Genomic DNA, 22327 nt, shown 5'->3' with positions numbered 1-22327 from the left:
TAGCAGACCGTGTCTACGTATCCCTCTCCGTAGTGTCACGGTACCCAACCCCCGGCAGCCGGTGGAGGCTGAGATCCCCGCCGACGAGAGAGGCCACAACCATCTCTACCGACAACGACGCTGTCGCCGATGCGGCCAGCCGCGGAGCCGAACTCGCGATCGTCGCCGAGTCGCTGCTGACCGAGGCCAGCTTGGACGTCATCGACACCGCCCACGCCGCGGAACTGGCCAAGGCCAACGCTCTACTCGCCATCTATTGGGAGCTGCGCCACCAACGCGAAACCCGGGGCGCTCCGGCTGAGAAGGCACCCGATCGGAGGACAGCGAGCCCGCCCACCGACGATCAGCAGCAAGGCATCGGCACGGCGCCGCACCCACCCGAGCCAGGAGCTTGACCGACGGTACGGCTGGCGTTCGCGCCGAAACCCGGGACGATGAGATCGGGAGAACCAGGCTCGTCAAGACGTGGAGCCGTGTAGAACCTGATGAAAGATCAAGTTCTCGGTACGTTCGACAGGAGCACTCATGTCGGCTCCTCTCTACCAGGCGCAAGCCGAGCTCTATCGCACGCTCGGCAATCCGATACGGGTTCACATTCTGGAGCTCCTTCAGAACGATCCCCGAGCAGTCCGTGAGCTCCTGGCTGAGGTGGACGTGGAGCCGGCACACCTCTCCCAACAACTGGCGGTGCTACGCCGCGCTTGTCTGGTGAAAACCTACCGAGACAAGGGCGTCGTTATGTATGCCCTGGCCACGCCCGCCGTTGAGCAAATCCTGTCACTCGGACGTCAGGCGCTCACCGGCAAGGCCCCACTGCTGGCCGAGTTCACGACCGCCGGAACCGGCGAAGGCTGACGACGAGCGGCACGGCGGCCGCCGATCCGGCTGCATCTGCTACACGCTGCGCGACGACCTGCTCGGCGAGGTCGCCGACCTCACCGCTGGGCCGTTCCACCCGCAACGGCTGTGGGACTTCCTCGACTACGCGGTGACTGAGTACGGCGTACTGCGCTCGAAGGGTTTTCTCTGGCTCGCCACCCGTCCCGGCATGATCGGGCTCTGGTCCCAGGCGGGCCCCGACGGCCGATGCGACCCCCGGCAGGCGTACCGATCATGGTGTCGGGAGCGGTGCTTCCCGCCTGACCGGCCGAAACGCCATAGCAGTAGCAGTCCCGACCGGGTGGTCCTCGTCAGGTGCAATCGGCGGCGTGGTTCGGGTTATTGCACATGCTGAGATGATCGCGTGATGGAACGGGTCAGTAGTCGCGTTGTGTATCGAAACCCCTGGATGGTCGTCCGGGAGGATGAGATTCGTCGCCCGGACGGAAGTCCTGGCATCTTCGGCGTGGTAGAGAAGCCTGACTTCGCGTTGGTGATGCCCCGCTGGCGGGATGGCTTCTGGCTGGTTGAACAGTTCCGATACCCGGTTGGGCGGCGTGGGTGGGAGTTCCCCCAGGGCAGTTGGGGGGAGGGTGGCGCTAGCGGGGACCAAGCGGCACTCGCCCGCCAAGAGCTCGTCGAGGAAACCGGCCTGCGGGCTGCGTCCCTCACTCATCTGGGCCATCTGTTCGAGGCTTATGGCTTCTCGACCCAGGGCTTCGACGTCTATCTCGCGGAAGGGCTCGCTGAAGGCGAGCCTGATCGGGAGGCAGGTGAGCAGGATATGATCCATCGAGCGTTTACCGATCAGGAAATCGCCGGGATGATTTGCTCGGGGCAGGTTGTGGATGCGCCATCGCTGGCGGCACTGACCCTCTTCCAGCTCCAACTGTCGTCCAGGCACTTCTTGACTTCACAGTAACCCCAGCGGCTCGCGGCCCCTGTCTTCGCGGTCAGAGGTTGTCGGCTCCCGGTATGCGAGGTGTTCGCCGTGCGGGCGGGCTGCAACCACGATCAATATTTAGCCCAAGGTCACAAGGTGGTCCGGAACCGGTCAATGGCCAATCAGTTCGCCGGTCTTGCACAAGGCTGCCACGGTCCAGAGATGTGCGGGCCTGTCCTTGGCAAGCCGGACCACCACACGAACGGCTCTGCCTAGCCCAAACTGCCGATCTTTGGAGACCTACAGAGGTCAGGTAGTGGGCAGGCATCCCGCGGCTACGGCGGGTCGTTCGAGGCACTCAATAGGTAAGGGCCAGCAGGAGCATGCCGCACTTTCCCATTGCTTTCGTCCGGCGGCGAACAGAAAGCCAACCGATCACCGGTCGCCGCCGGTCCACCGTCGGCGCGGCGTCACCCGCCGACAGGTACCGTCCGGCCGGATTCGTGGGCGGCGACCGCCGCTTCAAGCAGGCGCATAGTACTCAGGCCGTCCCGGACGTCGGGCAGTGCCGCGAGCTCCCTCGAGGCGTCCTCGCCGAGCCGGGTCCGCATGACAGCATGCGCGCAGTCCCGGTAGATGTTGGCGAACGCCATCAGGTAACCCTCCGGGTGCCCGGGTCGGATGCGGGTGGCCGCCTGGGAGAACCCACTGGTGGTGGCCATGCCGCGGGACACCCGGGTCATGCCGCGGCCCGGGCGCAGCAGCCACAGGTATTCCGGATCATCCTGGCGCCAGTGCAGTGAGCCGTCGTCGCCGAAGATGCGGAACTCCAGGCCGTGTTCGGCGCCAGCGGCCACGAAGCTCGACCAGAGGCGCCCTGCCGCTCCGTTGCCGAAGCCGACGGTGAGGTACGCGTTGTCGTAGACCTCGCGGCGGGCGGCGACGGTACTCAGATGCGCGGACACCTCGGTGACCCGGTGCCCGGTCACATACTCGACGATGTTGTGCACATGACTGCCGATCTCGCCGAGCAGACTCGCCCGGCCCATCGCGGACGCCCGGAACCTCCAGTGCCGGGTGGACGGGTCCCCGGGTTCCCGCAGCAGGCTGGGCTCGCCCCCGGCGAACTGGCCCTCGACCAGGCGGATCTCACCCAGCGCACCGGAGCGGACCAAGTGCCTGGCCTCACGCACCATCGGGTAACCGGTATAGCAGTGGGTGACCGCGAACAGGCCGGTACTCGACTCCACCGCCTTGGTGAGGGCTTCCGCCTCGGCGAGCGTCGCGGTCATCGGCTTCTCACAGAGCACGCTCATGCCCGCGGCCAGAAAGCCTTCGGCGATCTCCGCGTGGTACAGCGGTGGCGTGATGATGACGGCGACGTCGATCCCGTCGGCCCGGTCTCTCTCTCGCTCGATCATGGTGCGCCAGTCCGGGTAGCTGCGTTCGGGTGGCAGGAGCAGAGCTCGTGCCGACGCGTCAGCCCGGTCGGGGTCGCTGCTCAGGCAGCCGGCGACGAGCTCGGCCAGGCCGTCCGCCCGCAGAGCGAGCAGATGCGTGCGCCCGATGACCGAGCCGGCGCCTCCGCCGACAAACCCGACACGAAGCCTGCGGCCGAATCGTTCAAGGATCTCAGGTGCGGACATGCGAGTGATCCGATCTTCGTACGGCAGGCACGGTCAGGGACGGCCGAGAGCGCGGAAGGTCCACCCTGCCTCGCGCCAACTGCGCGCGTCGAGGGTGCCGCGCCCGTCGACGACCTTCGGAGCCGTCATGCGGCAGGCGAGCAGGCGCGGGTCGATCCGGGAGTACTGGGACCACTCGGTCAGGTGCAGGAGCAGGTCGGCGTTCTCGACGGCGGCCTCCGGATCCTCGGCGTAGTCGAGGTCGGAGTGCGCCTTGCGGGCGTTGTCGAGCCCCTTGGGGTCGGTGACGACGACCGTCGCGCCGAGCTCGTGGAGTCGCTGGGCGACGGCCAGCGCGGGCGAGTCACGGATGTCGTCGGTGTCCGGTTTGAAGGCGGCACCCCAGACGGTGACACATCTGCCCCGGACGCTGCCGTCGAGGAGTTCGCAGGCGAGGTCGATCACGCGTTCGCGCCGCCTGTTGTTGATCGCGTCGACCTCGCCCAGGATGGCCAGGGCGGGGCCGGCGCCGTGTTCTTCGGCGCAGGCCATGAATCCGCGGAGGTCCTTGGGCAGGCAGCCGCCGCCGAAGCCGAGGCCGGGCCGCATGCCCCGGTGCCCGATGCGGGTGTCGTGGCCGAGGATGTCGGCGAGCAGGCCGACGTCGGCGCCGGTGGCTTCACAGACCTCGGCCATGGCGTTGATGAAGGAGATCTTCGTGGCGAGGAAGGCGTTCGCCGACACCTTGGCCAGCTCGGCGGTGGCCCAGTCGGTGACGATGGTCGGCGTACCCGACTTGATGATCTTGTGGAAGCACTGCTTGAGCAGGGTTTCGGCCCACGACTTCGGGGTTTGTACGCCGATGACGAGCCGGTCGGGCCGCAGCGTGTCGTCGACGGCGAAGGACTCGCGCAGGAACTCCGGGTTCCAGGCCACCTCGACGGCTTCCCCGGCTGGCGCGTGCTGGTGCAGCAGGTCACGGAGGCGGGCGGCGGTGCCGGCAGGGACTGTGGACTTTCCCGCGACGACGGCCGGGCGGGACAGATGGGACGCGAGTTGACCGACCGCGGTGAACAGGTGGCCGAGGTCGTACGCGTGGGAGTCCGGCCGTTGTGGCGTACCGACCCCGATGAAGTGCAGGTCGGCGAAGGCGGCGGCCTCCGCGTAGGAGGCCGTGAACCGCAGGCGGCCGTCGGCGGTGTGCCTGGCCAGCAGGTCGTCGAGGCCACGTTCGTGGAAGGGCGCCTGTCCCGTGTTCAGGACGTGGACCTTGCCCACGTCGGAGTCCATGCCGAGGACCTCGTGACCGAGTTCGGCCATGCAGGCGGCATGGGTGGCGCCGAGGTATCCGCAGCCGATGACAGTGATTTTCATGAACGGTGGGGTCCCTTCGGCGGAGGCCATGTGCTGGCGGGGTGGTCGGGGCGGTGCAGCGAGGCCTTGTGATCCGCGTAGCCGTCGATGCGGTCGCGGATTCGGCCCCAGTTGGGGTTTCCGTCCCGCTGGCTGCGGACGTCGCGCCACATGTCCGGACCGGAGCGTTCCTGGTGGTAGACGTGACACCCCTCGGCGTACACGGGGACGCAGCCACGATCGGTGATCATCCGATGGGCGAAATCGATGTCCTCGTAACCCCAGTAGCCGTCGAAGGACTCGTCGTAGCCGCCGATCGTGAGTGCGTCCTCGCGGCGGAAGATGACATTGCACCCGTGCATGACGTCCCAGGGATGACTGATCGGGATTCTGTCGCCGAGCTGCCGTAGCCGCGTCATCCGCCGGTCCTCGACGAGGCCGTGGTTGGAGGCGCTGGCTGTCAGTGGTGCCTGGCTGAGCGAGTGGGCGTCGGCGGCTATCGTGTCGGCGGGCACCTCCCGGGCGTCGACGAATATCCGCTCCGCGGAGAGGATCACCGGCGATTCGGGGTACGCCTCCAGGTGCTTGCGCAGGCAGGGAAAGTACGACGGACCGGGGATGCAGTCAGCGTCGAGGCACAACACCCACTCGTTGCGCGAGAACCGGATCCCGGTATTTCGTCCCAGGCTCAGCGAATACCGGGTCCGCAGCCGGGGCAGGTGCACCAGGAAGACGGGGAGCCGATCACGATACCGGCGGTGCACGGGTTCGAGGGAGTCGATGCGAGAGTTGAGGTCGACGACGATGACTTCGAAGTCGTCCATGACGTCCGGTTGGGCGGCCAGCCCGGCCAGGGTGCGGTCGAGTTCCGCCGCCAGGTCGAACAGCGGTATGACGACGGACAGTTTCACGTGGCGCTCCAGCGCCGGTATTCGCGGTAGCGCTCCGCCACATCCCTGGACTCTTCCGCCCATCGGTCCGGCAGGTGCTCGACCGAGGCCGGCTGGAAGGACATGCCGGGGTCCGTCACATCGATCCGCCCGTCGTGGTTCTCGATGTGTTCCAGCAGTGCGGCGGCCTCGGTCCGGATCGCCGGGGTCACCTCCCACCAGGCGCCGCTGCTGTGCTCGGCGACGCGCCGGCGCAGGTCGGGCAGGACCCGCTCGGTCCACTTGAAATGATGCACCGGCACCAGCAGGTCGTCGTCGGGCAGCCCGTCCGGGCTGTAGTGGCTGCCCAGCACCAACGGCAGGGAACTGTGCGCGAGGACCACCTTGCGCGGGTTGCCGCCGAGCAGGCGTGAGGTGAGGAAGCCACCGAGCGGGTAACTGGCGTCCAGGCCCTTCTCTGGGGCCCAGTCGGCAAGCGCACCGTCCGCGGAGACCCGGTCGAATAGGACTCCCCCGACCTGCCGGCTCCCTCGCGCCTCCGCCTCGGCGACGAGTTCCTCGGGCGGGCGTGGATACCCGTGGAACTCGTCCACGTCGGCCAGGACGTGCCAGCCGGTGCCGGCCCGCCGGCGCAGGTGGTCCCGAAGGTCGCCGTGGATGTGTTCGTGCCATGGTCCGGTACTGACCAGGACCGGCCGGCCGACCAGTTGCTCGCAGCATTCGAGCAGTTCCGCCCGCCGGTCCGGTGACGCGTGTTCGGTGAAGTGGAAGGCGACCAGGACGTCGTCGACGCCGTGGGACCGGTAGTGGTCCACGAACGCGGCGAACATCTTCGGCGGTACTGGCCCCACCACGGCGATCAGCGGCAAAGGCGATCGAGGACTGGTCATCGATTATGTTCCTCCGAGTCTGGAAGCTTGGTCCGGACGGCGTTTCGGCCCGCGACCGAGGCGTTCACACCGGTGAGTTCAGCAGGCCTCAGACACCTCCGACTCCGGTGTATTTGCGCAGGCCCGCGGCGAACAGGAGTCTGGCCGCCGTGAAGGCCAGGATCCCGACGAACGGTGCGGCCAGCGCCAGCCAGGGCGGGAACGGCAGGTCCGCCGTCTTGCCGGCGATCTGCGCGGCCGGGACGTAGCCGATGAAGGCGATCGGGATGACGAAGGTGAACAGCACCTGCACGTTGAGCGGGAAGATCTTGAGTGGATAGCTCCCGAACGTCGCCAGCAGCTCGTCGATCCACTGTGACCACGGGATAGTCGAGATGGAGCGCAGTGCGAAGCAGGCTATGACGGTGTGCAGCGACGCCTCCAGGAAAACCCCGCCGGCGACGGCCAGGATCAGGTAGCCGACGTGCTGGGCGGTCCAGTCCACGTCCATCTCCGGCACGGCGATCGTGAACAGAGTGACCGCGACGGCCAGGTCACCGATGGCGTTGAGGAACAGCTTGTCGAACAGAACCTGCCGGTAGACGGAGAGCGGGCGCAGCATGAAGGTCTCGACCTTGCCTTCCTGCACGATGCGGGGCAGTGCCGCGAGCGAGGCGAATCCGGCGACGTACAGGCCGTGGCTGAGCAGCCGCAGTGCGGCGACCAGGAGGATCTCGCCCTTTGTCCAGCCCGCCAGATTCGGGAAACGGTTGACCAGCACCGTGGCCAGCACCAGGACCGAGGCCTGCCAGATGATGCCGGAGACGATCGCGAGCAGGAAGTCGCCGCGGTACTCCAGGCTGGCCCGGAAGTTCACTTTGGTCACACACCAGGTGAGCCGCAGGGCGTGGAATCTGCGCCTGCGCAGCCGCGCCAGCGCCACGGTCCCCGGTGGGCGCCCGGCGTGCCGGTCCTCGTCCGGGGATGTCCGTGCCAGGTCTCCGGGTATATTCATCCGCCCTCGATCGCTGTGCTCGACGCTGCCCGGCGCCACATCAACCGGGTCAGCAGGACCAGCAGCAGGATCCACAACAGTTGTATGCCGATGAGCGGCACCGCCGCGCGCACCGGGATCCGGCCCACATACACCGACAGCGGGGTGTTGAGGATGTTCTGAAACGGCAGCACCGCACTGATCGCACGGAACCAGTCCGGGAAGAACCAGAGCGGCGCGATGGCGCCGGACATCAGGTTCATGACGAACTGGTAGATGTTCAGCGCGTTGGTGTTCAGCATCGTCCAGAAGCAGACGAGGTCCAGTACCTGATTGAGGTAGACGAGTGTGACGCAGCCGAGCACGAACGACCCGAACCCGACGACCGCGGCGGCCGGGCCCGCAGGCACGGCGACGACACCGATCTGCAGGCAGACGACATAGCCGAGGGTTCCCCAGGCCAGACCGTAGGCCCGGTCTCCGATGGCACGCATGAGGTAGTACCGCCGCGGAGGGATCGGCCGCACCAGCCAGTAGAGGATGGTTCCCCGCTGCAGGTGCTGGACGATGCTGTCGCGGGAGAACATCCGGTCGATGCCGCCAGTCTGCGTCACCAGGACCGCGAGGACCGCGTAACTGACCGTCTGAGTGGCAGCCGCGCTTTGCGCACCCCCGGACGCCTGGTAGAAGCCCCGCCAGAAGCACGCCACGACGAACAGCTGCATGGTCAGGCGGATGGCGGTGTTGACCGGCCGGGACCGCTGTCCGAGTTCGGCACGCCAGGAGACGCCAGCGATGGTGGCCCAGCGGCGCGCCGGCCGTCCCCGGGCCGGGCTCAGCCGTACCCGCCGGTCATCGAGTTTCGCGGTAGGCAACGTTCATCACGTCCTCCAGATCGTGGGAGCCAGCTCCGTACCGGGAACGGAGGTCCTCGATTTCGCCGTCGAAGACCGTCCGGCCGCGGTTGACCAGGACCACCCGACGGGCGAGCCGGTCCACCTCCGTCATGTCGTGTGTCGTCAGCACTACCGTCCGGCCGCGTGACTCGACCTGGTGGCGGAGGAACTCCCGGACGCCTTCCTTCGCGAGCGCGTCCAGGCCGATCGTCGGTTCGTCCAGGAACACGACGGGTGGATCGTGCAGCAGTGCCGCGGCGAGGTCGCAGCGCACCCGCTGGCCCATCGACAGGTGGCGTACCCGGGTCTGCCAGAAGGCGGACAGCTCCAAAAGTCTGTCGAATTCGCGGAGCCGCACCTGATAGTCATGCTCGTCTATGCCGAAGACCTCACGCAGGATCTGGAAACTGTCCCTCGCCGGCAGGTCCCACCACAGCTGGCTGCGCTGGCCGAAGACAGCACCGATGGCCATGGCGTTGGCCAGCCGGTCGCGGTGGGGCACCAGCCCGGCCACGGTGAGACTGCCGGCGGTGGGCTCGAGAATGCCGGTGAGCATCTTGATCAGCGTCGACTTGCCGGCGCCGTTGGGACCGAGCAGCGCCACCAGCTCGCCCTCCATGACGGTGAGGCTGGCCTCCTCGACGGCGACCTTCGTCTCGTACGACGGACGAACGAGGTAGCGCAGGCCACCGGCCAGACCCGGTTCGCGGCGCGGGACCTTGAACGTGCGCCGCAGCCCGCGGGCGACGATCATCTGCCGCGGGCTGTCGCTCATCGGCGGTCTCCGCGCCGGCGGCGCAGTACGGCGACCTGCGACGGCTGCAGTTCGATGCTCCCGTCGTGGACGGTGCCGCTCAGCAGATCGGTCCCCGACGCGGTGACCCGGTGCGCCCCGGTCCGGTCATGGTTGATCAGGAACAGGTACTCCGCGTGCTCGCCCCGGCGGACCACCGCCTCGACCGGCTCGGGCCAGTCGGCGACCCGCACGCCGGCGTCGGTGAGGACCTTCGCGAGCAAGGCGGACAGCGCATCGGCTTCGAGGCGTGCGGCGACGTACCAGGCGCTGCCCGCACCGAAGGTGTGGCGGGTGACGGCCGGCTCGCCTGCGTCCGGCCCGCTCGCGAAGGTGAGTTCCGGTTCGGCACCGGCCGTGACGACCCGCTCCGACCAGACCCCGGCCGTCGTTCCGTCCGACAGCAGCACCTGTTCGCCCAGGCCCAGGGGGTGGAATTCCTCGGTGTACAGACCGAGAACCTCGCGCAAAGCACCGGGATACGGGCCCGGGTACACGTGATCGTTCCGGTCAACGATGCCGCTGAAGTAGGAGACGAGAACACAGCCGCCCGCGGCGACGTAGTCGCGCAGGTTGGCGGAGCAGGCCTCGTCGAGCAGGTAGAGACTCGGCAGCACCAGCAGCCGGTACGCGTCAAGCGCAGCACCCGGATGCACGATGTCGATGGTGACCTTGCGGCCCCACAGCGCCCGGTAGTAGGCCCGCATGCGTTCCACGTAGCGCAGGTCGCAGCTCGGTTTGTCCTCGAACTCCATCGCCCACCACGACTGCCAGTCCCACGCGATGGCCACCTCGGCGAGCACGCGTGAACTGCGGATCTCCGACAGGGCACGCACGTCGGCGCCGAGAGCGACCACGTCACGCCACACAGCCGTATCGGTGTGGGCCTGAGGCAGCATCGCGGAGTGGAACTTTTCGGTACCGAAGCGCGACGCGCGCCATTGAAAGAACATCGCCCCGTCCGAGCCGCGCGCGATGTGGGCGAGGGTGTTGCGGCGCATCTGGCCCGGCATCTTGGCCGGGTTGCGGGGCCGCCAGTTGACGGCGCCCGTGGCGTGTTCCATGAGCAGCCACGGGTGCCCGCCGGCCACCCCGCGGGCCAGGTCAGCGTACATGGCGAGCAGAACATGACTGTCGGATTCGGCCGTCTGGAGATAGCTGCTGGTGCCGACGTAGTCGACGTGCCCGGCCCATGTCCAGTAGTCCTCGCACCTCGCCTCACCGACCATGAAGTTCGTGGACACCGGGATGCCCGGTGTGACGGCCCGCAGGATGTCGGCCTCGGTGCGGAAGCAGGCGATGTACTCGTCGTTGGAGAAGCGCAGGAAGTCGAGACGCTGGGTGGTGTTGACCGGCATCGGCGCCCGGCGGGGCGGGTTGATCTCCTCCCACTGGGTGTAGGTCTGGCCCCAGAAGACCGTCCCCCAGGCATCGTTCAGTGCGGTGACCGATCCGTAGGCGCGGGCGAGCCAGCTGCGGAAGGCTGCCGCGCTACGATCGCAGTAGCACAACGGGGCATGTGCGCCGTACTCGTTGTTGACGTGCCAGGTCCGCAGCGCCGGGTGTTCCCGATAGCGTTCGGCGAGTGCCCGGGTGATCCCGGCGGCCGCCCGCCGGTACTCCGGGGCGCTCGGGCAGAAGGACTCGCGTGCCCCGGTCCCGAGGGTGACACCGTCGGAGGTGACGGGCAGCACCCGCGGGTGGCGCCGGAGAAACCATGCCGGAGGCGCGGCGGTGGGTGTCGCCAGGCTGGCGCCGATGCCGGCGCCGGACAGCAGGTCCATCACCTTGTCGAGTTCGGCGAACTCGAACCTGCCCGGCTCGGGCTCCAACGAGGCCCATGAGAATGTATTGACATTCACCAGGTTGACGCCGGCCTGCCGCATCAGGACGACGTCCTCGTGCCATGTCCCGGGTGGCCATTGCTCCGGGTAATAGTCAGCCCCGAAGATCATCGTGTCCGTATGGGGAAAACGGGGCGCCGAGTGCAACCTGATCTCCTCGCTCACGTGCCTCATGGGAACGGATCTCGGTGCAATGAGCACCGTCCTCGACTCACAAAGATTTGTCAACCTCGATTGAAATTGGGTTGATAAACGCTTCGGCGGGCCCGGCGCAAGGGTTCACTCTCCCCAGTTGAACACCAAGAGACCAGGTTTATATGCACCTATGTCCTGATATCAGATACCGGAAAGCTCGAGTCTCACGAAGACCACTGTGACCCTCCGCCAAAACATCGTGGCTCCCACCAAAGACTCGAATTCCTATTTACTCAGCTTGCCGGTTTTCCTATCGTCGGCCGAGTGGCTCGACCGGCGCTCGTCATCCGCACCCACCGGACCGCCAGGCCGGCACAATAGCCATCGCCGGCCCAGCACGCATCCCTCTGCCGGCAAAATGGTCGATCTCATTTCCAGGAAGGCATTGAGATAATGGCGTTCCCGGCACGACCTTTCCCGATCCCGGCAACCGAAGCACCGCACTGCAGCAGCGGGGAGGGACGATGACCCGGGCCGACCACCGGGCAGTGGTGACCGGCGGCGCCGGCTTCCTCGGTTCGCACATGTGCGAACGGCTGCTGGCGCTCGGCTACTCGGTCGTCTGCGTCGACGATCTGAGCACCGGAGCCCCGGACAACATCCGCGCACTGTCGCGATTCCCGGCTTTCGAGTTCATCCAGGCCGACGTGTGCGCGGGCCTGGACGTCACCGGCCCGGTGACCGAGGTCCTGCATCTGGCCTGCCCAGCCTCACCACGTGACTATCTGCGGCTTCCTCTGGAAACCCTGCGAGTCGCCTCGATCGGCACCCAGCACGCCCTGGACCTGGCCGCCCGGCACCGGGCCCGGTTCCTGCTCACGTCGACCAGTGAGGTTTACGGCGACCCACTGGTCCACCCACAGCCGGAGTCCTACTGGGGCAACGTCAATCCGGTCGGTCCCCGCTCGGTGTACGACGAGGCCAAACGATTCAGCGAGGCACTCACCGTCACCTATCGCCAGCAGCACGGCCTCGACACCCGGATCGCACGGATCTTCAACACGTACGGCCCGCGGATGCGCGGCGACGACGGCCGGATGATCCCCACCTTCATCACCCAGGCTCTCGCCGACGCGCCTCTCACCGTCGCCGGCGACGGAGGGCAGACCCGCTCACTGTGCTACGTCGACGACACCGTCGACGGCCTGCTCGCCCTGCTGACCAGCTTCGACGTTGAAGGACCGGTGAACATCGGCGGCGGCGCGGAACTCAGCGTCCTGCAGACGGCCCGCCTGGTGATCGGGGCCGCCGGATCGTCGTCCGGCATCGTCTTCGTGCCCCGCCCCGAGGACGATCCCTCGCTGCGCTGCCCGGACACCACACTCGCCGCGCAGCGCCTCGGCTGGCAGCCCCGGATCACACTCGACGAGGGCCTGCGGCGAACGATCCGCTGGTTCGCCGAATCCCGCGCCGCAGCCTCGGAGCCGGTCCGATGACCGCTTCGACCCGATCATCAGCCACCGCGGGCGGCACCACGCCGCAGGAGTTCAGCGGCATCTCCGTCGTCATCCCGACCAGGGGAAACCCCGCCTCGGTCGAACGCCTCATCGCATCCCTGCGGGTCGCCGTCACGCAGCTGCCCACCGGCGTCCACGCCGAGATCATCGTCGTGGACGACTCGGATGACGGCGACGCCGAGCGCATCCGCAGCAGCTGCGCGGACTCCGGCGTGCGCTACCTCCGCGGACCCCGCCGGGTCGGGGCCAAACGCAACCTCGGTGTCGCCCGTTCCCACCACCCGCTCGTGCTGTTCATCGACTCCGACTGCATCGCCACACCGAATCTGGTCTGCGAACACCTGAAGATCCACAACGCGTTGCGCGGCAGACCGGACATCGGTGCCGTGGCCGGGCCCACCGTGGTCGAAGGCGACGCAACCACCGGCCCGTGGCGCACCGTCCGGCACTCGCTCGTCGCCAACGCGCCGTGGAACTGGCCCCTGCAGTTCGATCAGCTGTGGTGGGCGGCCACCTCCAACCTCTCGGTACGTAAGACCGCCTTCCAGGCGATCGGCGGCTTCGACGAGAACACCTACACCGTGGTCGGCGGTGAGGACGTAGACCTCGGCGTACGCCTGGACGCCGCGGGTTACGGCACAGCCGGGCACCCCGCCCCCGTGGTGGTCCACGCCACCGACGGCATAACGCGGCTGCACCAGTTCCGGCGCAAGCTGTTCCTGTACGGCCGAGCCTGCGTCTATAACTGCGCCCGGCAACCCGAATACACCCGCTGGCGGCCGAATCCCACCACCATCGCCCTGGCCGCCGGCGCGGTCGCGGCACTCCTGCCACGGCACCGCCTGCCACTGCTGCTGACCGCCGCGGCCGGCACCGCCCTGTGGTTCGGCAACGACACACGGCGGATCGCCCGCCGGACCGGTGTCTCCGCCGTCTCGGCCGCCGCGACCACCTCCGTCGACTGGAGCTACCACCTCGGGATCACCCTCGAGGCCCTGCGGCGCGGCAGGCCGGCATTGGCCATGAAGCGCTTCGACTACTTCCGGGCGGAACGCTTCACGCCGGCGGGTCCCGGGACACCGCCGCAAGGACAAGACGAGGAGCCGACATGAATCCACGACTCGTGCTGCAGACCGGCATCTACGGCTACGGAATACTCGGGCGGCGAGCCGAGACCGACCTGGAAGGGACCCTCGACGCCATCCGCGCCGCCGAATACGACGGCCTGGAGATCATGTCCCCGCTCCTGGACGATCCGGCCAGGCTCCGCGACGCCTGCGCCGAACGTGACCTCGACATCGTGGCCCTGCACCTGTTCTGGCACGAACTCGACGACCTGCACTGGGCGACGCTCAAGGCGCTCGCCTGCGACCGGCTGATCCTGTCCGGACTGCCCGTCGAGTCGGCCGACAGCATCTCCGGCAGCCTGCCCGCACTGCGTGAGCTCACCGCACGCGCCGCGGACGCGGGAGCGCGAGTGGCCGTGCACAACCACGAGGAAGAGGCCAGGCCCCTGCCCAACGGCCGCACACCGCTGGAGATCCTCTGCGCCGAGACCACCCCCGACGAGCTCGGATTCGTAGTCGACCTGCACTGGGCCGCGGTGGCAGGGGCACTCGACCGCACCCTCGAGGCCACCGCGGGGCGATGCGACTACCTGCACATCAAGGACGGCCTGATCGACGACCCACAGGCACCCCACTCGTTCGACCTAGGCACCGGAGAGGTCGACCTGGTGCGCGGCTGGTCCACTGCACGCAGCACCGGGACGATCACAGTCGCTACCGTGGAACGGGCGATGCCGGCTCCCGACCTGCCCGCCGCGCTCCGGCACGACGCCGAGTTCACCAGGCGGCTCTGGCACGTCGGCGCCCTGGGGCAGGGGGCCACCCGGTGAGCCGTCCACCGCTACGGATCGCACTCATCGGCTGCGGGGCGATCGCCGAACTCGGCCACGCCCCCGCGTTCCTGACGCTGGGCGGCGACGCCACCGTCACCGCCGTCGTGGACCTCGCCCCGGCCCGGCGCCAACTGCTCGGCGACATGCTGTCGGTTCACCCGGGCCGCCGCTACGACAACGTCGACACCCTGCTCGACGACCCCGAACCGATCGATCTCGCGGTGGTCGTGCTACCACCGGACCGCACTCCACCCGTCGTGGAACGGCTCCTCGCCGCCGACATCCGGGTCCTGTGCGAGAAACCGATGTCCGTCGACGTCGGCGTGGCCGCCCGGCTGGCCGGGCTCGCCCCGCCCGACCGGCTCGGCATCGTGCACAACTACCTCTACCGCAGCGACGTACGCCAGGCGATACGACAGGTGCGCGCCGGAACACTCGGCCGCATCCGCTTCCTGCGCCTGGAACAGCCCGACCCCGGGCACTTCCCCGGTGCCGGTGTGAGCCCGTACTGGCGGCGCCGGCACGCCGGTGGCGGCTGCCTGACCGACAACGCCTACCACTGGATGTACGTCGCCGCGGAACTCGCAAACTCCCCCGTCGTACGGGTCACCGCGCGGCTCTCCCGGCCCGACGTCACCTCCGCCGAGGACGTCGCCATGGTTCTGCTGGACCATGAGAGCGGCACCCTCACCAGCGTCCAAACGGCCTGGTGCGCTCCTCGCGCCCAGCCCGTGCTGGAAGTACACGCCCAACACGGATCACTGCGCCTCGAAGGCGACTGCGGGGCCTGCCAGGTCTACCCGGACCCCGGCCCAGCCCGGTCGGAGCCGGTCGAACCCTCGTACGCCGCGATGTTCCGGGAGGTGTTCGCCGCGGTCCGCGCCGGGCAGCCCTTCGCTGCACCCGCCGACGCCTGCGTCGGCGTGCTCACCGTGCTGCGGGCCGCCACACAGTCCGCACGCCAGGGCCGGACCGTCCCGGTCGAAACAGCCATTGCCACCTCCCCCGGTGCGCCCCCTCCCACTCCCCTGCCCCGACCCGCATAGGAGCCGGTTGCCGTATGTCGAACTCAGTGCCCCTCGACACTGCCCTGACCGTGGCCGTCTGCAGCATCGGCCGCGCCGACCTGTTCCAGTCCCTCCGGCTGATCGCCGCGGACGACGTCAGCTCCATCGCCGAGGTGATCGTCGTCGACAACACCGGCGGTTCCCTGGACCGTACAGCCGTCGCCGACGCCTCCGCGAACGTCCCGGTACGGGTGCTCGACGGCTCCGGCACCGCCTCCGACGGGCGCAACCTGGCCCTGGCCAGCGCCCGGACCGACGTGGTGCTCTTCTTCGACGACGACTGCCTGCCCGAACCCGGCTGGGTCAAGGAGATGGCCACCTACATGTCCGCCGAGCCCGAGGTCGCGGCGGCGTTCGGCCGGGTCGAACCGGTACCCCTGCCCAACTGGCGGCTGGAATCCGAGGTCGTACCCCTGCTCGGGGAGAACGCCTGGGCGACGGCCGAGACACCCGACGGTGAGCTGTGGTGCCCGGCGGTGTCGGCGTCCAACTGGCAGCCGGGCCCGTACACCGGGGAGCCGACCATCCCGGTGTCCGTCGTCGGTTCCTCCAACAACATGGCCCTGCGCAGGAGCAAGATGCTGCCCGGGCGCCCGGTGTTCCTGCCCCATCTAGGCCCCGGAACCGGTCCCGCTTCGGGTGAGGACACCGAACTCGGCTACGCACTGATGCGCGAAGGCCGCACCGTCGCCTACCTCCCGAGCGCCAGGGCGCTGCACAACTCCTGGCTGGAGACGGCCACGGCCGACCACAAACAACGATGCTACGTACGCGGAAACGTGGAGGCACTCGGCTACCACGCCCTGCGTGGCGACGACCACGCGGCACGCCTGCTCGCCACGTATCTCGGCAACTTCCGGGTCAGCAACACCAGCGGGCTCCACGAGCTCGGGGACATCCTCGCATGGGCGTACGGATCCCTCGCCGGCGTCCCCTCCCGGACGACCGCGCCCTGAACCGATCCGCCTACCGAGAGGAACCGATCGTAGCCGTGAACGCCCCTGCCCCCGATGACGTCCTGCGCTGGGGCATCCTCGGCGCCGCCCGCATCGCGGAGAACTTCGTCGGCCCGGCCCTGTCCCGTTCACCCCACTGCAACGTGCATGCCGTCGCCTCCCGCCGTCACGAGGCTGCGCAGCGGATCGCCGGCGCGGTGGGCGCACCGCAAACCTACCCGGACTACCGGGCTCTGCTGGCCGATCCGGACGTCGACGCGGTCTACATCGCGCTGCCCAACGCGATGCACACGGAATGGACGCTCGCCGCGCTGGCAGCGGGCAAGCACGTGCTGTGCGAGAAACCGCTCACCACCACGCTGCACGACGCCGAGGCCATCCGCTCCGCAGCCCGGGAGGCGGGACGCGTGGCCGCGGAGGCGTTCATGTACCGCACCCACCCCCAGCTCGCGACACTCGTCCGGCAGATCAGGGACGGCGCCATCGGTGAGGTCCACAGTGTGGAGGCGGCGCTGTCCTTCGTGCTGGACGATCCCGCCGACATCCGCATGTCGGGCGACCTGGGCGGTGGTGCGCTGCTCGACCTCGGGTGCTATATCGCCGACGCGGCCAACCTCGTGTACGGCGGCCCGCCGGTCGCCGGCACGAGCATCAGGCACCGCGGTGAGACCGGCGTGGACCTGCACACCTGCGGTGTCCTCGACTACGGCCAGGGCCGGACCGCCCAGCTCTCGGCCAGTTTCCTGCTCCCCTGGCACGACTCACAGCTGGTGGTCCGCGGCGACAAGGGCAGCCTCACCATCGACCACTGCTTCAACCCGGGTACCAGCGACGGCCGTCTGACCCTGCTGACGGTGGACGGGCAGCGGGAGACGACCACCTTCCCCGGCGTCGACATGTACGAGCGGATGGTCGACCGGTTCGCTCACGCGGTGTCCGGGCGCGGCGAACCCCACATCACTCTCGACGAATCCGTGGACGTGCAGCAGGCGCTGACGCTACTCACCGCACCGCCCCATCGCTGACGCGACGAACCGCCTTCCCAAGCCCAGTGAGGAGATTGTCATGCTGCACGACGACTGGCTCTTGAGCGCACCGGTGCATCCATTCGAACTCACGCAGCAACGCCGCGAGAACCAGGCCCTGAACATCGAGGAGTACGAGAACGGCAGCGTCGAACTGCGCAGCCGTCCGCTGTCGCTGTTCATCGAGCTCACCCAGAACTGCAATCTGAGCTGCCCGATGTGCCGCTTCGGCGAGAAGTACGATCCGGCCCTGAACATGGACGAGGAGATGTTCGACCGCCTCGCCGACGAACTGTTCCCGTACGCGCATCTGGTGGACGTCCGCGGCTGGGGCGAATCGACCATGCTGAAGGGCTTCGGCAAGATGGTGCTGCGCGCCCTCGATCACCGGGTCCGAGTCCGGGTGGTGACCAACGGCCAGATCAACCGGCCGGCCATCTGGGACGCGATCATGAGAGGGCAGGGCATCGTCACCGTCTCCTGTGACGCAGCCTCGCCGGAGCTTTTCGAGAAGCTGCGGACCGGCGGCACCCTGGAACGGCTGGAAGTCACCTGCCGGAACCTGGTGGAGGCACGCGACCGCCATCAGGTCCCCCGCGATCATGTCAACTTCAACGTGGTCTCCAGCATCGACAACCTGGACGAGCTTGCCGGCATCGTGCGGCTCGCCGGACAGCTGGACATCCCGCTGGTGGTCATCCACCCGCTAGTCGCCAACGTCAACGACCCCTCCCACCTGCGCCAGGACCTCGGCCGGACGCGTGAGGCGTACGCCGAGGCGGCCGAGGCCGGCCGGGAGATCGGTGTCGTGGTGCAGCTCGGTGCCGCCCCCGATCCCTCGCTGGCGCTGCCGGAGATGATCCGCAAGCCGGCCTGCATGCACCCGTGGAGCTACGCCTACATCCGGCACAATGGCGGAGTGGGGTTCTGCGACCACCTGATCGGCGACGACGAGTTCACGCTCGGCTCCCTGCGGGAAAACACCTTCGAGGAGATCTGGAACGGCGAGGCATGGCAGTCGTTGCGGCGCGCCCACCTGCACGGCGAGATACCCGACCGGTTCGCGCCGTGCCGCTACACCTACGCGCAGCGCTACATCGATTTCGAGTACCTGGTGCATCCCGAACGGGCGAAGATGATCGTGAGCAGCGCCACGCACGCCGAGGTGACCCGGACCAGGGACCCCCGGCAGGTGCCCGCCGTTCCGTTCAGCCTCGAATCGGCGTCACAGGTGCTGGTGCCCACCCACATGCTCTCCGACAGGCTGCGAAGCCTGCCCGACACACCGGAGGCGTAAGCCGCCGGGCCCTCCGGACCATGACCGGGCCGCAGATGAATGGAATCGAGAATTGAGTACGAAGTCCGAGCACCTTCCCGGCGGTTTCGTCAGCGGCACGGTTCTGGAGGACGGCACGGTCCGACGCAGCCCGACCGCGAACTCTGATTTCGTCAACCGTCTGCTGCGGCATTTTGAGGCGAAATCCTGGAACGGCGCCCCCCGCTACCTCGGGAGGGACGCACACGGCCGCGACACCCTCAGCTACGTGGAGGGGTATGTGCCGTGGGAGGGCCGCAACCTCGCGGTCGCCTCCTCCGAGGCGCTGGCAGCGGTCGCCCGCCTCGTCCGGGCAGCCCACGACCTCACCGCGGGCCATCCACTGGCGGGCGAGCAGGAGGTGGTCTGCCACAACGACCTGTCGCCGAAGAACACGGTGTACCGCGCCGCCGACGAGTCGTTGACGCCGATCGCTCTCATCGACTGGGACCTGGCGGCTCCGGGGCGCCGTGTCCATGACGTGGCCCATCTGTGCTGGCAGTACCTGTATCTGGGCCCGGACACGCAACCGTCGTGGGCGGCGGGCCGCATGCGCGAGGCCGCCGACGCCTACGGTCTGGCCCCGGTCGACCGCGCGGAGCTGGTCGCCACCGTGGCCTGGTGGCAGGACCGCTGCTGGCGGGGCATCGAGAGAGGCGCCGCCGGCGGCGATCCCGCCATGATCGGTTTGCGGGACGCCGGTATCCCGGAGGAGATCCGGGCCGCACACGCCTGGGTGACCTGCCACCGGAAGTCGCTGGAGGCCGGCCTCGGCGGGTCCTGAGCCGAGTCACGAGGGGCCCCGCCCACGGATATCGATGCACTTGATATCGGTGCACGGGGTCCCTCTCGTCCGGCTTGCTCTCAGGCGGGCAGCATGTCGGCGCTGACAAGGTCGTGGTCGGAGATGGGATGGCCAGCCGAATTCACCGCTGGCCAGCACCGGGGGTCCCTGGCTACCAGACCACGCCGGAAGAGCCAGTCCATCCTGCGGTGCGGGGGACGCGGCAGGCCGTTGCCCAGGGTGCGCCGGGTCGGGACCGGCGAGTTGCAGTCCAGCCAGTCGAAACCGGCCGACGCGAAGACGTCGAACAGCGGCTCGTGACGGCCGGGGTCGGCGAACCAGGCGTCCGGTGCATGCTCGTCCGGTACGTCAGTCGTGTTGAAGTCGCCGCCGATGACCGTCGGGAGCATCGAATCCGCCGGCTCGATGAGCGCCGAAAGCTCCTTGGCTCTGGTCCCGGAATCCGACAGGCTCTCCAGATGGACGCTGCCCACCCGGATCCGCGCCGGACCGGTGTCGACGGTGGCGAACAGCGCCCGCCGGCCACCGAGCCGACGGTGATGCCAATCCAGCGAATACCACGAGCCCTGCGCGGGAGACGTTACGATCAGGGGGTCGGATAGTGGAAACCGGGACAGGATCCCGTTGCCGTGCAGCCCGGCCAGATTGGGCTCGTCCGCGTACTCCACCTGCTCGGACTGATTGCCGGAGCCCAGTTCGAGGAACTCCACGCAGTAGGCGTAGCCGAAGCCGAGCTCCCCGGCCAGGGCACGCAGGGTGTGCAGGTTGGCGGAGCGGGACATGCCCACGTCCATCTCCGACAGAAGGACGACGTCACAGCCCGAATCCCTGATGAGCCGCACACTCGCCCCAACGTACTTGCACCGCTCCGCGTTCCAGGTGCCGATCCGCACCGGCCCGTGGTGGTGCGCGACGGCACCGGCCGGCTGGCGTACCTCGACCTGCTTGAAGATCCCGGCCTCGCCGCACAGCCGTTCATGTTCGGCCAGGTCACCGGCAGCCAGCCGGGCACGTTCGAGGAAGTCCGCGTCGATCGCGGGCAGCTCCGCCACAACCTCCAGGCTCACGCGCCGACCGCCCGCACGTGCTCGCCGGAGCGGTGCGGCATGATCCGATCGAGGTCGGCGCAGTCGCGGAACCGTTGCGCGATATCCACCGACTCACGCCAGATCCCGTCCCGAAGAAAGGTCGGGATGAAGCCGAGTTCCGAGAAGCTGTCGTTGGTCACCTGGAGGGTGTTCTGTGCCTCCTCGATTCGCGGATTGTCCACATAGGTGATCGCCGCTCCGGTCGAATCGGAGATCACGCCGGCTACGTCCACCACCCTCAGGCACTCCGCAACCTGGTTTCTGATCCGTACCCGCTCCCGCGCGGCCGGCGGATTCTCCAAGGCGAGATTGACACAGGTCACAGCGTCTTCGAGGTGGATGAAAGCGCGAGTCTGTTCGCCTTCGCCATAAACGGTCAAGGGATGACCAAGTGCCGCCTGCATTAGGAAACGATTCACCACGGTGCCCCAGATGGAGTCGTAGTCGAAACGGTTTATCAGAAGGTCGTTCTGTTTCGTCAGCCGGGTCTGTGTGCCCCAGACGACACCCTGGTGCAGGTCGGTGATCCGCAGACGGTCATATCGCGCGTAGAACTCGAACAATTGCGCGTCCATGCATTTGCTGAGGTGGTAGATGGAGACCGGTTCGAACGGATGCAGAATCTCCACCTGACGGTCCGGATGCTCCGACGACGGAACGGTGACCGCGAGATAGCCCTCCGGCATCGTCCAGTCCTTAGAGGAGTAGCCGTAGACGCCCACCGAGCCGAGGTGCACGATATGCGTGGGCAGCCTGGTCAGGCGGATCGCTTCGAGCAGGTTCTGGGTGGCCATCAGGTTGTTGCGTACCGTGTAGTTCCGGTGCGTGGTCGACAGCATCGAGTAGGGCGCCGAGCGCTGCTCCGCGAAGTGCACGACCGCGTCCGGCCGGTGCTCCTCCAGGACCGCACTCAGGGCCTCGACGTCGGACGAGACGTCCAGATCGACGAAGTCGATGCTCCGGCCCGAGGTCTCCCGCCAGGCTTCCAGGCGCCGCTCCGGGCTCTGGATCGGGGTCAGCGAGGCGGTTCCGAGTTCGGCGTCGATCTTACGGCGGCTGAGGTTGTCCACGATGACCACCTTGCGGCCACGGTCGGACTGATCCAGAGCGGTGGGCCAGCCGCAGAATCCGTCTCCGCCGAGCACAAGGACAGTCCGAGGATGCGCGTTCGGCATGTACGACTCCTTACCAGGGTGTCGGGTGCGACAAAGGTCGAGGACGCCTTCGAGGAACTTTCCGGCGGGGAACGGCGGAGTTCACCTCACGGAATACGGCGCGAAAAGGGCCACGAGGAGGCCTTCTCCGCCACGAGGTCTGCACCCTGATGAATTGGCATCACAGATGAGCGTCAGCAGTTTCGCTGCGTTCGGGTGCGAATTCTCTGATTCCTGCAAGCATGGCTCCCGCGTACAACGATCAACCTATCGAGAGTGCTCCCAGTGCACAACCACGATGCAACTCTGCTTTAACGTCGTCAATTGCTGGCTGTCTTC

20 protein-coding genes and 1 pseudogene are annotated in these 22327 nt (G+C 67.9%); 11 read left to right on the top strand and 10 right to left on the bottom strand.

The features are described 5' to 3' along the window. Positions 1-525: 525 nt before the first annotated feature. The 3 genes and pseudogenes from AB0E94_RS31155 to AB0E94_RS31145 all read left to right on the top strand — a co-directional run bounded on the left by AB0E94_RS31155 (position 526) and on the right by AB0E94_RS31145 (position 1801). Positions 526-855: a metalloregulator ArsR/SmtB family transcription factor gene (locus AB0E94_RS31155; protein ID WP_360333435.1), complete on the top strand. Its 330-nt coding sequence runs from the start codon at positions 526-528 to the stop codon at positions 853-855. A 91-nt stretch (positions 856-946) separates the two neighbouring features. Beyond that, positions 947-1125 (top strand): annotated as a pseudogene (locus tag AB0E94_RS31150) (GTP-binding protein); the annotation flags it as partial. A 121-nt stretch (positions 1126-1246) separates the two neighbouring features. Beyond that, a complete protein-coding gene (locus AB0E94_RS31145; protein WP_360333433.1) occupies positions 1247-1801 on the top strand; it encodes an NUDIX hydrolase in 555 nt (184 codons plus the stop codon). A 431-nt stretch (positions 1802-2232) separates the two neighbouring features. Here AB0E94_RS31145 and AB0E94_RS31140 read toward each other — a convergent pair whose 3' ends face one another. From AB0E94_RS31140 to AB0E94_RS31105, 8 genes are all read right to left on the bottom strand, one after another. After that, positions 2233-3408, bottom strand: coding sequence for a Gfo/Idh/MocA family oxidoreductase (locus AB0E94_RS31140; RefSeq protein ID WP_360333430.1), 1176 nt, complete (start codon positions 3406-3408; stop codon positions 2233-2235). A 33-nt stretch (positions 3409-3441) separates the two neighbouring features. Continuing rightward, positions 3442-4755, bottom strand: a complete 1314-nt coding sequence (locus tag AB0E94_RS31135; RefSeq protein WP_360333455.1) for a UDP-glucose/GDP-mannose dehydrogenase family protein — start codon at positions 4753-4755, stop codon at positions 3442-3444. A gap of 2 nt (positions 4756-4757) precedes the next feature. Continuing rightward, complete coding sequence (locus AB0E94_RS31130) at positions 4758-5651, bottom strand: glycosyltransferase (RefSeq protein ID WP_360333427.1); 894 nt, start codon at positions 5649-5651, stop codon at positions 4758-4760. Continuing rightward, positions 5648-6520 carry a hypothetical protein gene (locus tag AB0E94_RS31125; protein ID WP_360333425.1) on the bottom strand — a complete coding sequence of 291 codons (873 nt, stop codon included), beginning with the start codon at positions 6518-6520 and terminating at the stop codon, positions 5648-5650. The genes AB0E94_RS31130 and AB0E94_RS31125 overlap by 4 nt, the downstream gene beginning before the upstream one ends. Before the next feature lie 88 nt (positions 6521-6608). Next, entirely contained in the window at positions 6609-7514 is a 906-nt protein-coding gene (locus AB0E94_RS31120) for an ABC-2 family transporter protein (RefSeq protein WP_360333422.1), read from the bottom strand. After that, a complete protein-coding gene (locus tag AB0E94_RS31115; RefSeq protein WP_360333419.1) occupies positions 7511-8368 on the bottom strand; it encodes an ABC-2 family transporter protein in 858 nt (285 codons plus the stop codon). The genes AB0E94_RS31120 and AB0E94_RS31115 overlap by 4 nt, the downstream gene beginning before the upstream one ends. Continuing rightward, positions 8346-9164, bottom strand: coding sequence for an ATP-binding cassette domain-containing protein (locus AB0E94_RS31110; RefSeq protein ID WP_360333416.1), 819 nt, complete (start codon positions 9162-9164; stop codon positions 8346-8348). The genes AB0E94_RS31115 and AB0E94_RS31110 overlap by 23 nt, the downstream gene beginning before the upstream one ends. After that, the gene (locus tag AB0E94_RS31105) at positions 9161-11137 is read right to left on the bottom strand and encodes a beta-galactosidase (protein ID WP_360333413.1); all 1977 of its coding nucleotides are present in this window, start codon (positions 11135-11137) and stop codon (positions 9161-9163) included. Before AB0E94_RS31105 ends, AB0E94_RS31110 begins: the two co-directional genes overlap by 4 nt. Before the next feature lie 548 nt (positions 11138-11685). Here AB0E94_RS31105 and AB0E94_RS31100 point away from each other — a divergent pair. From AB0E94_RS31100 to AB0E94_RS31065, 8 genes are read left to right on the top strand one after another with little or no spacing between them, the layout of a single operon-like run. Beyond that, entirely contained in the window at positions 11686-12657 is a 972-nt protein-coding gene (locus AB0E94_RS31100; protein ID WP_360333410.1) for a UDP-glucuronic acid decarboxylase family protein, read from the top strand. Continuing rightward, positions 12654-13790, top strand: a complete 1137-nt coding sequence (locus AB0E94_RS31095; RefSeq protein ID WP_360333408.1) for a glycosyltransferase — start codon at positions 12654-12656, stop codon at positions 13788-13790. Before AB0E94_RS31100 ends, AB0E94_RS31095 begins: the two co-directional genes overlap by 4 nt. After that, on the top strand, positions 13787-14575 hold the full coding sequence (locus AB0E94_RS31090) for a sugar phosphate isomerase/epimerase (protein WP_360333405.1): 789 nt from the start codon (positions 13787-13789) through the stop codon (positions 14573-14575). Before AB0E94_RS31095 ends, AB0E94_RS31090 begins: the two co-directional genes overlap by 4 nt. Continuing rightward, a complete protein-coding gene (locus tag AB0E94_RS31085) occupies positions 14572-15624 on the top strand; it encodes a Gfo/Idh/MocA family oxidoreductase (protein WP_360333402.1) in 1053 nt (350 codons plus the stop codon). The genes AB0E94_RS31090 and AB0E94_RS31085 overlap by 4 nt, the downstream gene beginning before the upstream one ends. Positions 15625-15638: 14 nt before the next feature. Further along, on the top strand, positions 15639-16601 hold the full coding sequence (locus AB0E94_RS31080) for a glycosyltransferase (protein ID WP_360333399.1): 963 nt from the start codon (positions 15639-15641) through the stop codon (positions 16599-16601). A gap of 35 nt (positions 16602-16636) precedes the next feature. After that, positions 16637-17626 (top strand): Gfo/Idh/MocA family oxidoreductase, encoded by a 990-nt coding sequence (locus tag AB0E94_RS31075; RefSeq protein ID WP_360333397.1) that lies wholly within the window; start codon positions 16637-16639, stop codon positions 17624-17626. A gap of 40 nt (positions 17627-17666) precedes the next feature. Further along, entirely contained in the window at positions 17667-18923 is a 1257-nt protein-coding gene (locus tag AB0E94_RS31070; RefSeq protein ID WP_360333394.1) for a radical SAM protein, read from the top strand. A gap of 52 nt (positions 18924-18975) precedes the next feature. Continuing rightward, the gene (locus AB0E94_RS31065) at positions 18976-19725 is read left to right on the top strand and encodes a phosphotransferase (RefSeq protein WP_360333391.1); all 750 of its coding nucleotides are present in this window, start codon (positions 18976-18978) and stop codon (positions 19723-19725) included. An 80-nt stretch (positions 19726-19805) separates the two neighbouring features. Here the strand turns inward: AB0E94_RS31065 and AB0E94_RS31060 are convergent, their stop codons facing one another. Together AB0E94_RS31060 and AB0E94_RS31055 are read right to left on the bottom strand one after the other, a co-directional pair. Continuing rightward, positions 19806-20813 carry an endonuclease/exonuclease/phosphatase family protein gene (locus AB0E94_RS31060; RefSeq protein WP_360333388.1) on the bottom strand — a complete coding sequence of 336 codons (1008 nt, stop codon included), beginning with the start codon at positions 20811-20813 and terminating at the stop codon, positions 19806-19808. Further along, positions 20810-22009 carry an NAD-dependent epimerase/dehydratase family protein gene (locus AB0E94_RS31055; protein ID WP_360333386.1) on the bottom strand — a complete coding sequence of 400 codons (1200 nt, stop codon included), beginning with the start codon at positions 22007-22009 and terminating at the stop codon, positions 20810-20812. Before AB0E94_RS31055 ends, AB0E94_RS31060 begins: the two co-directional genes overlap by 4 nt. Between the last annotated feature and the right edge of the window lie 318 nt (positions 22010-22327).

Source organism: Actinoplanes sp. NPDC026670, from assembly GCF_040638175.1.
Lineage (GTDB): Bacteria > Actinomycetota > Actinomycetes > Mycobacteriales > Micromonosporaceae > Actinoplanes.
The sequence above is the reverse complement of the archived record's forward strand: the minus strand, read 5'-3'. Positions and strand labels throughout refer to the sequence as shown.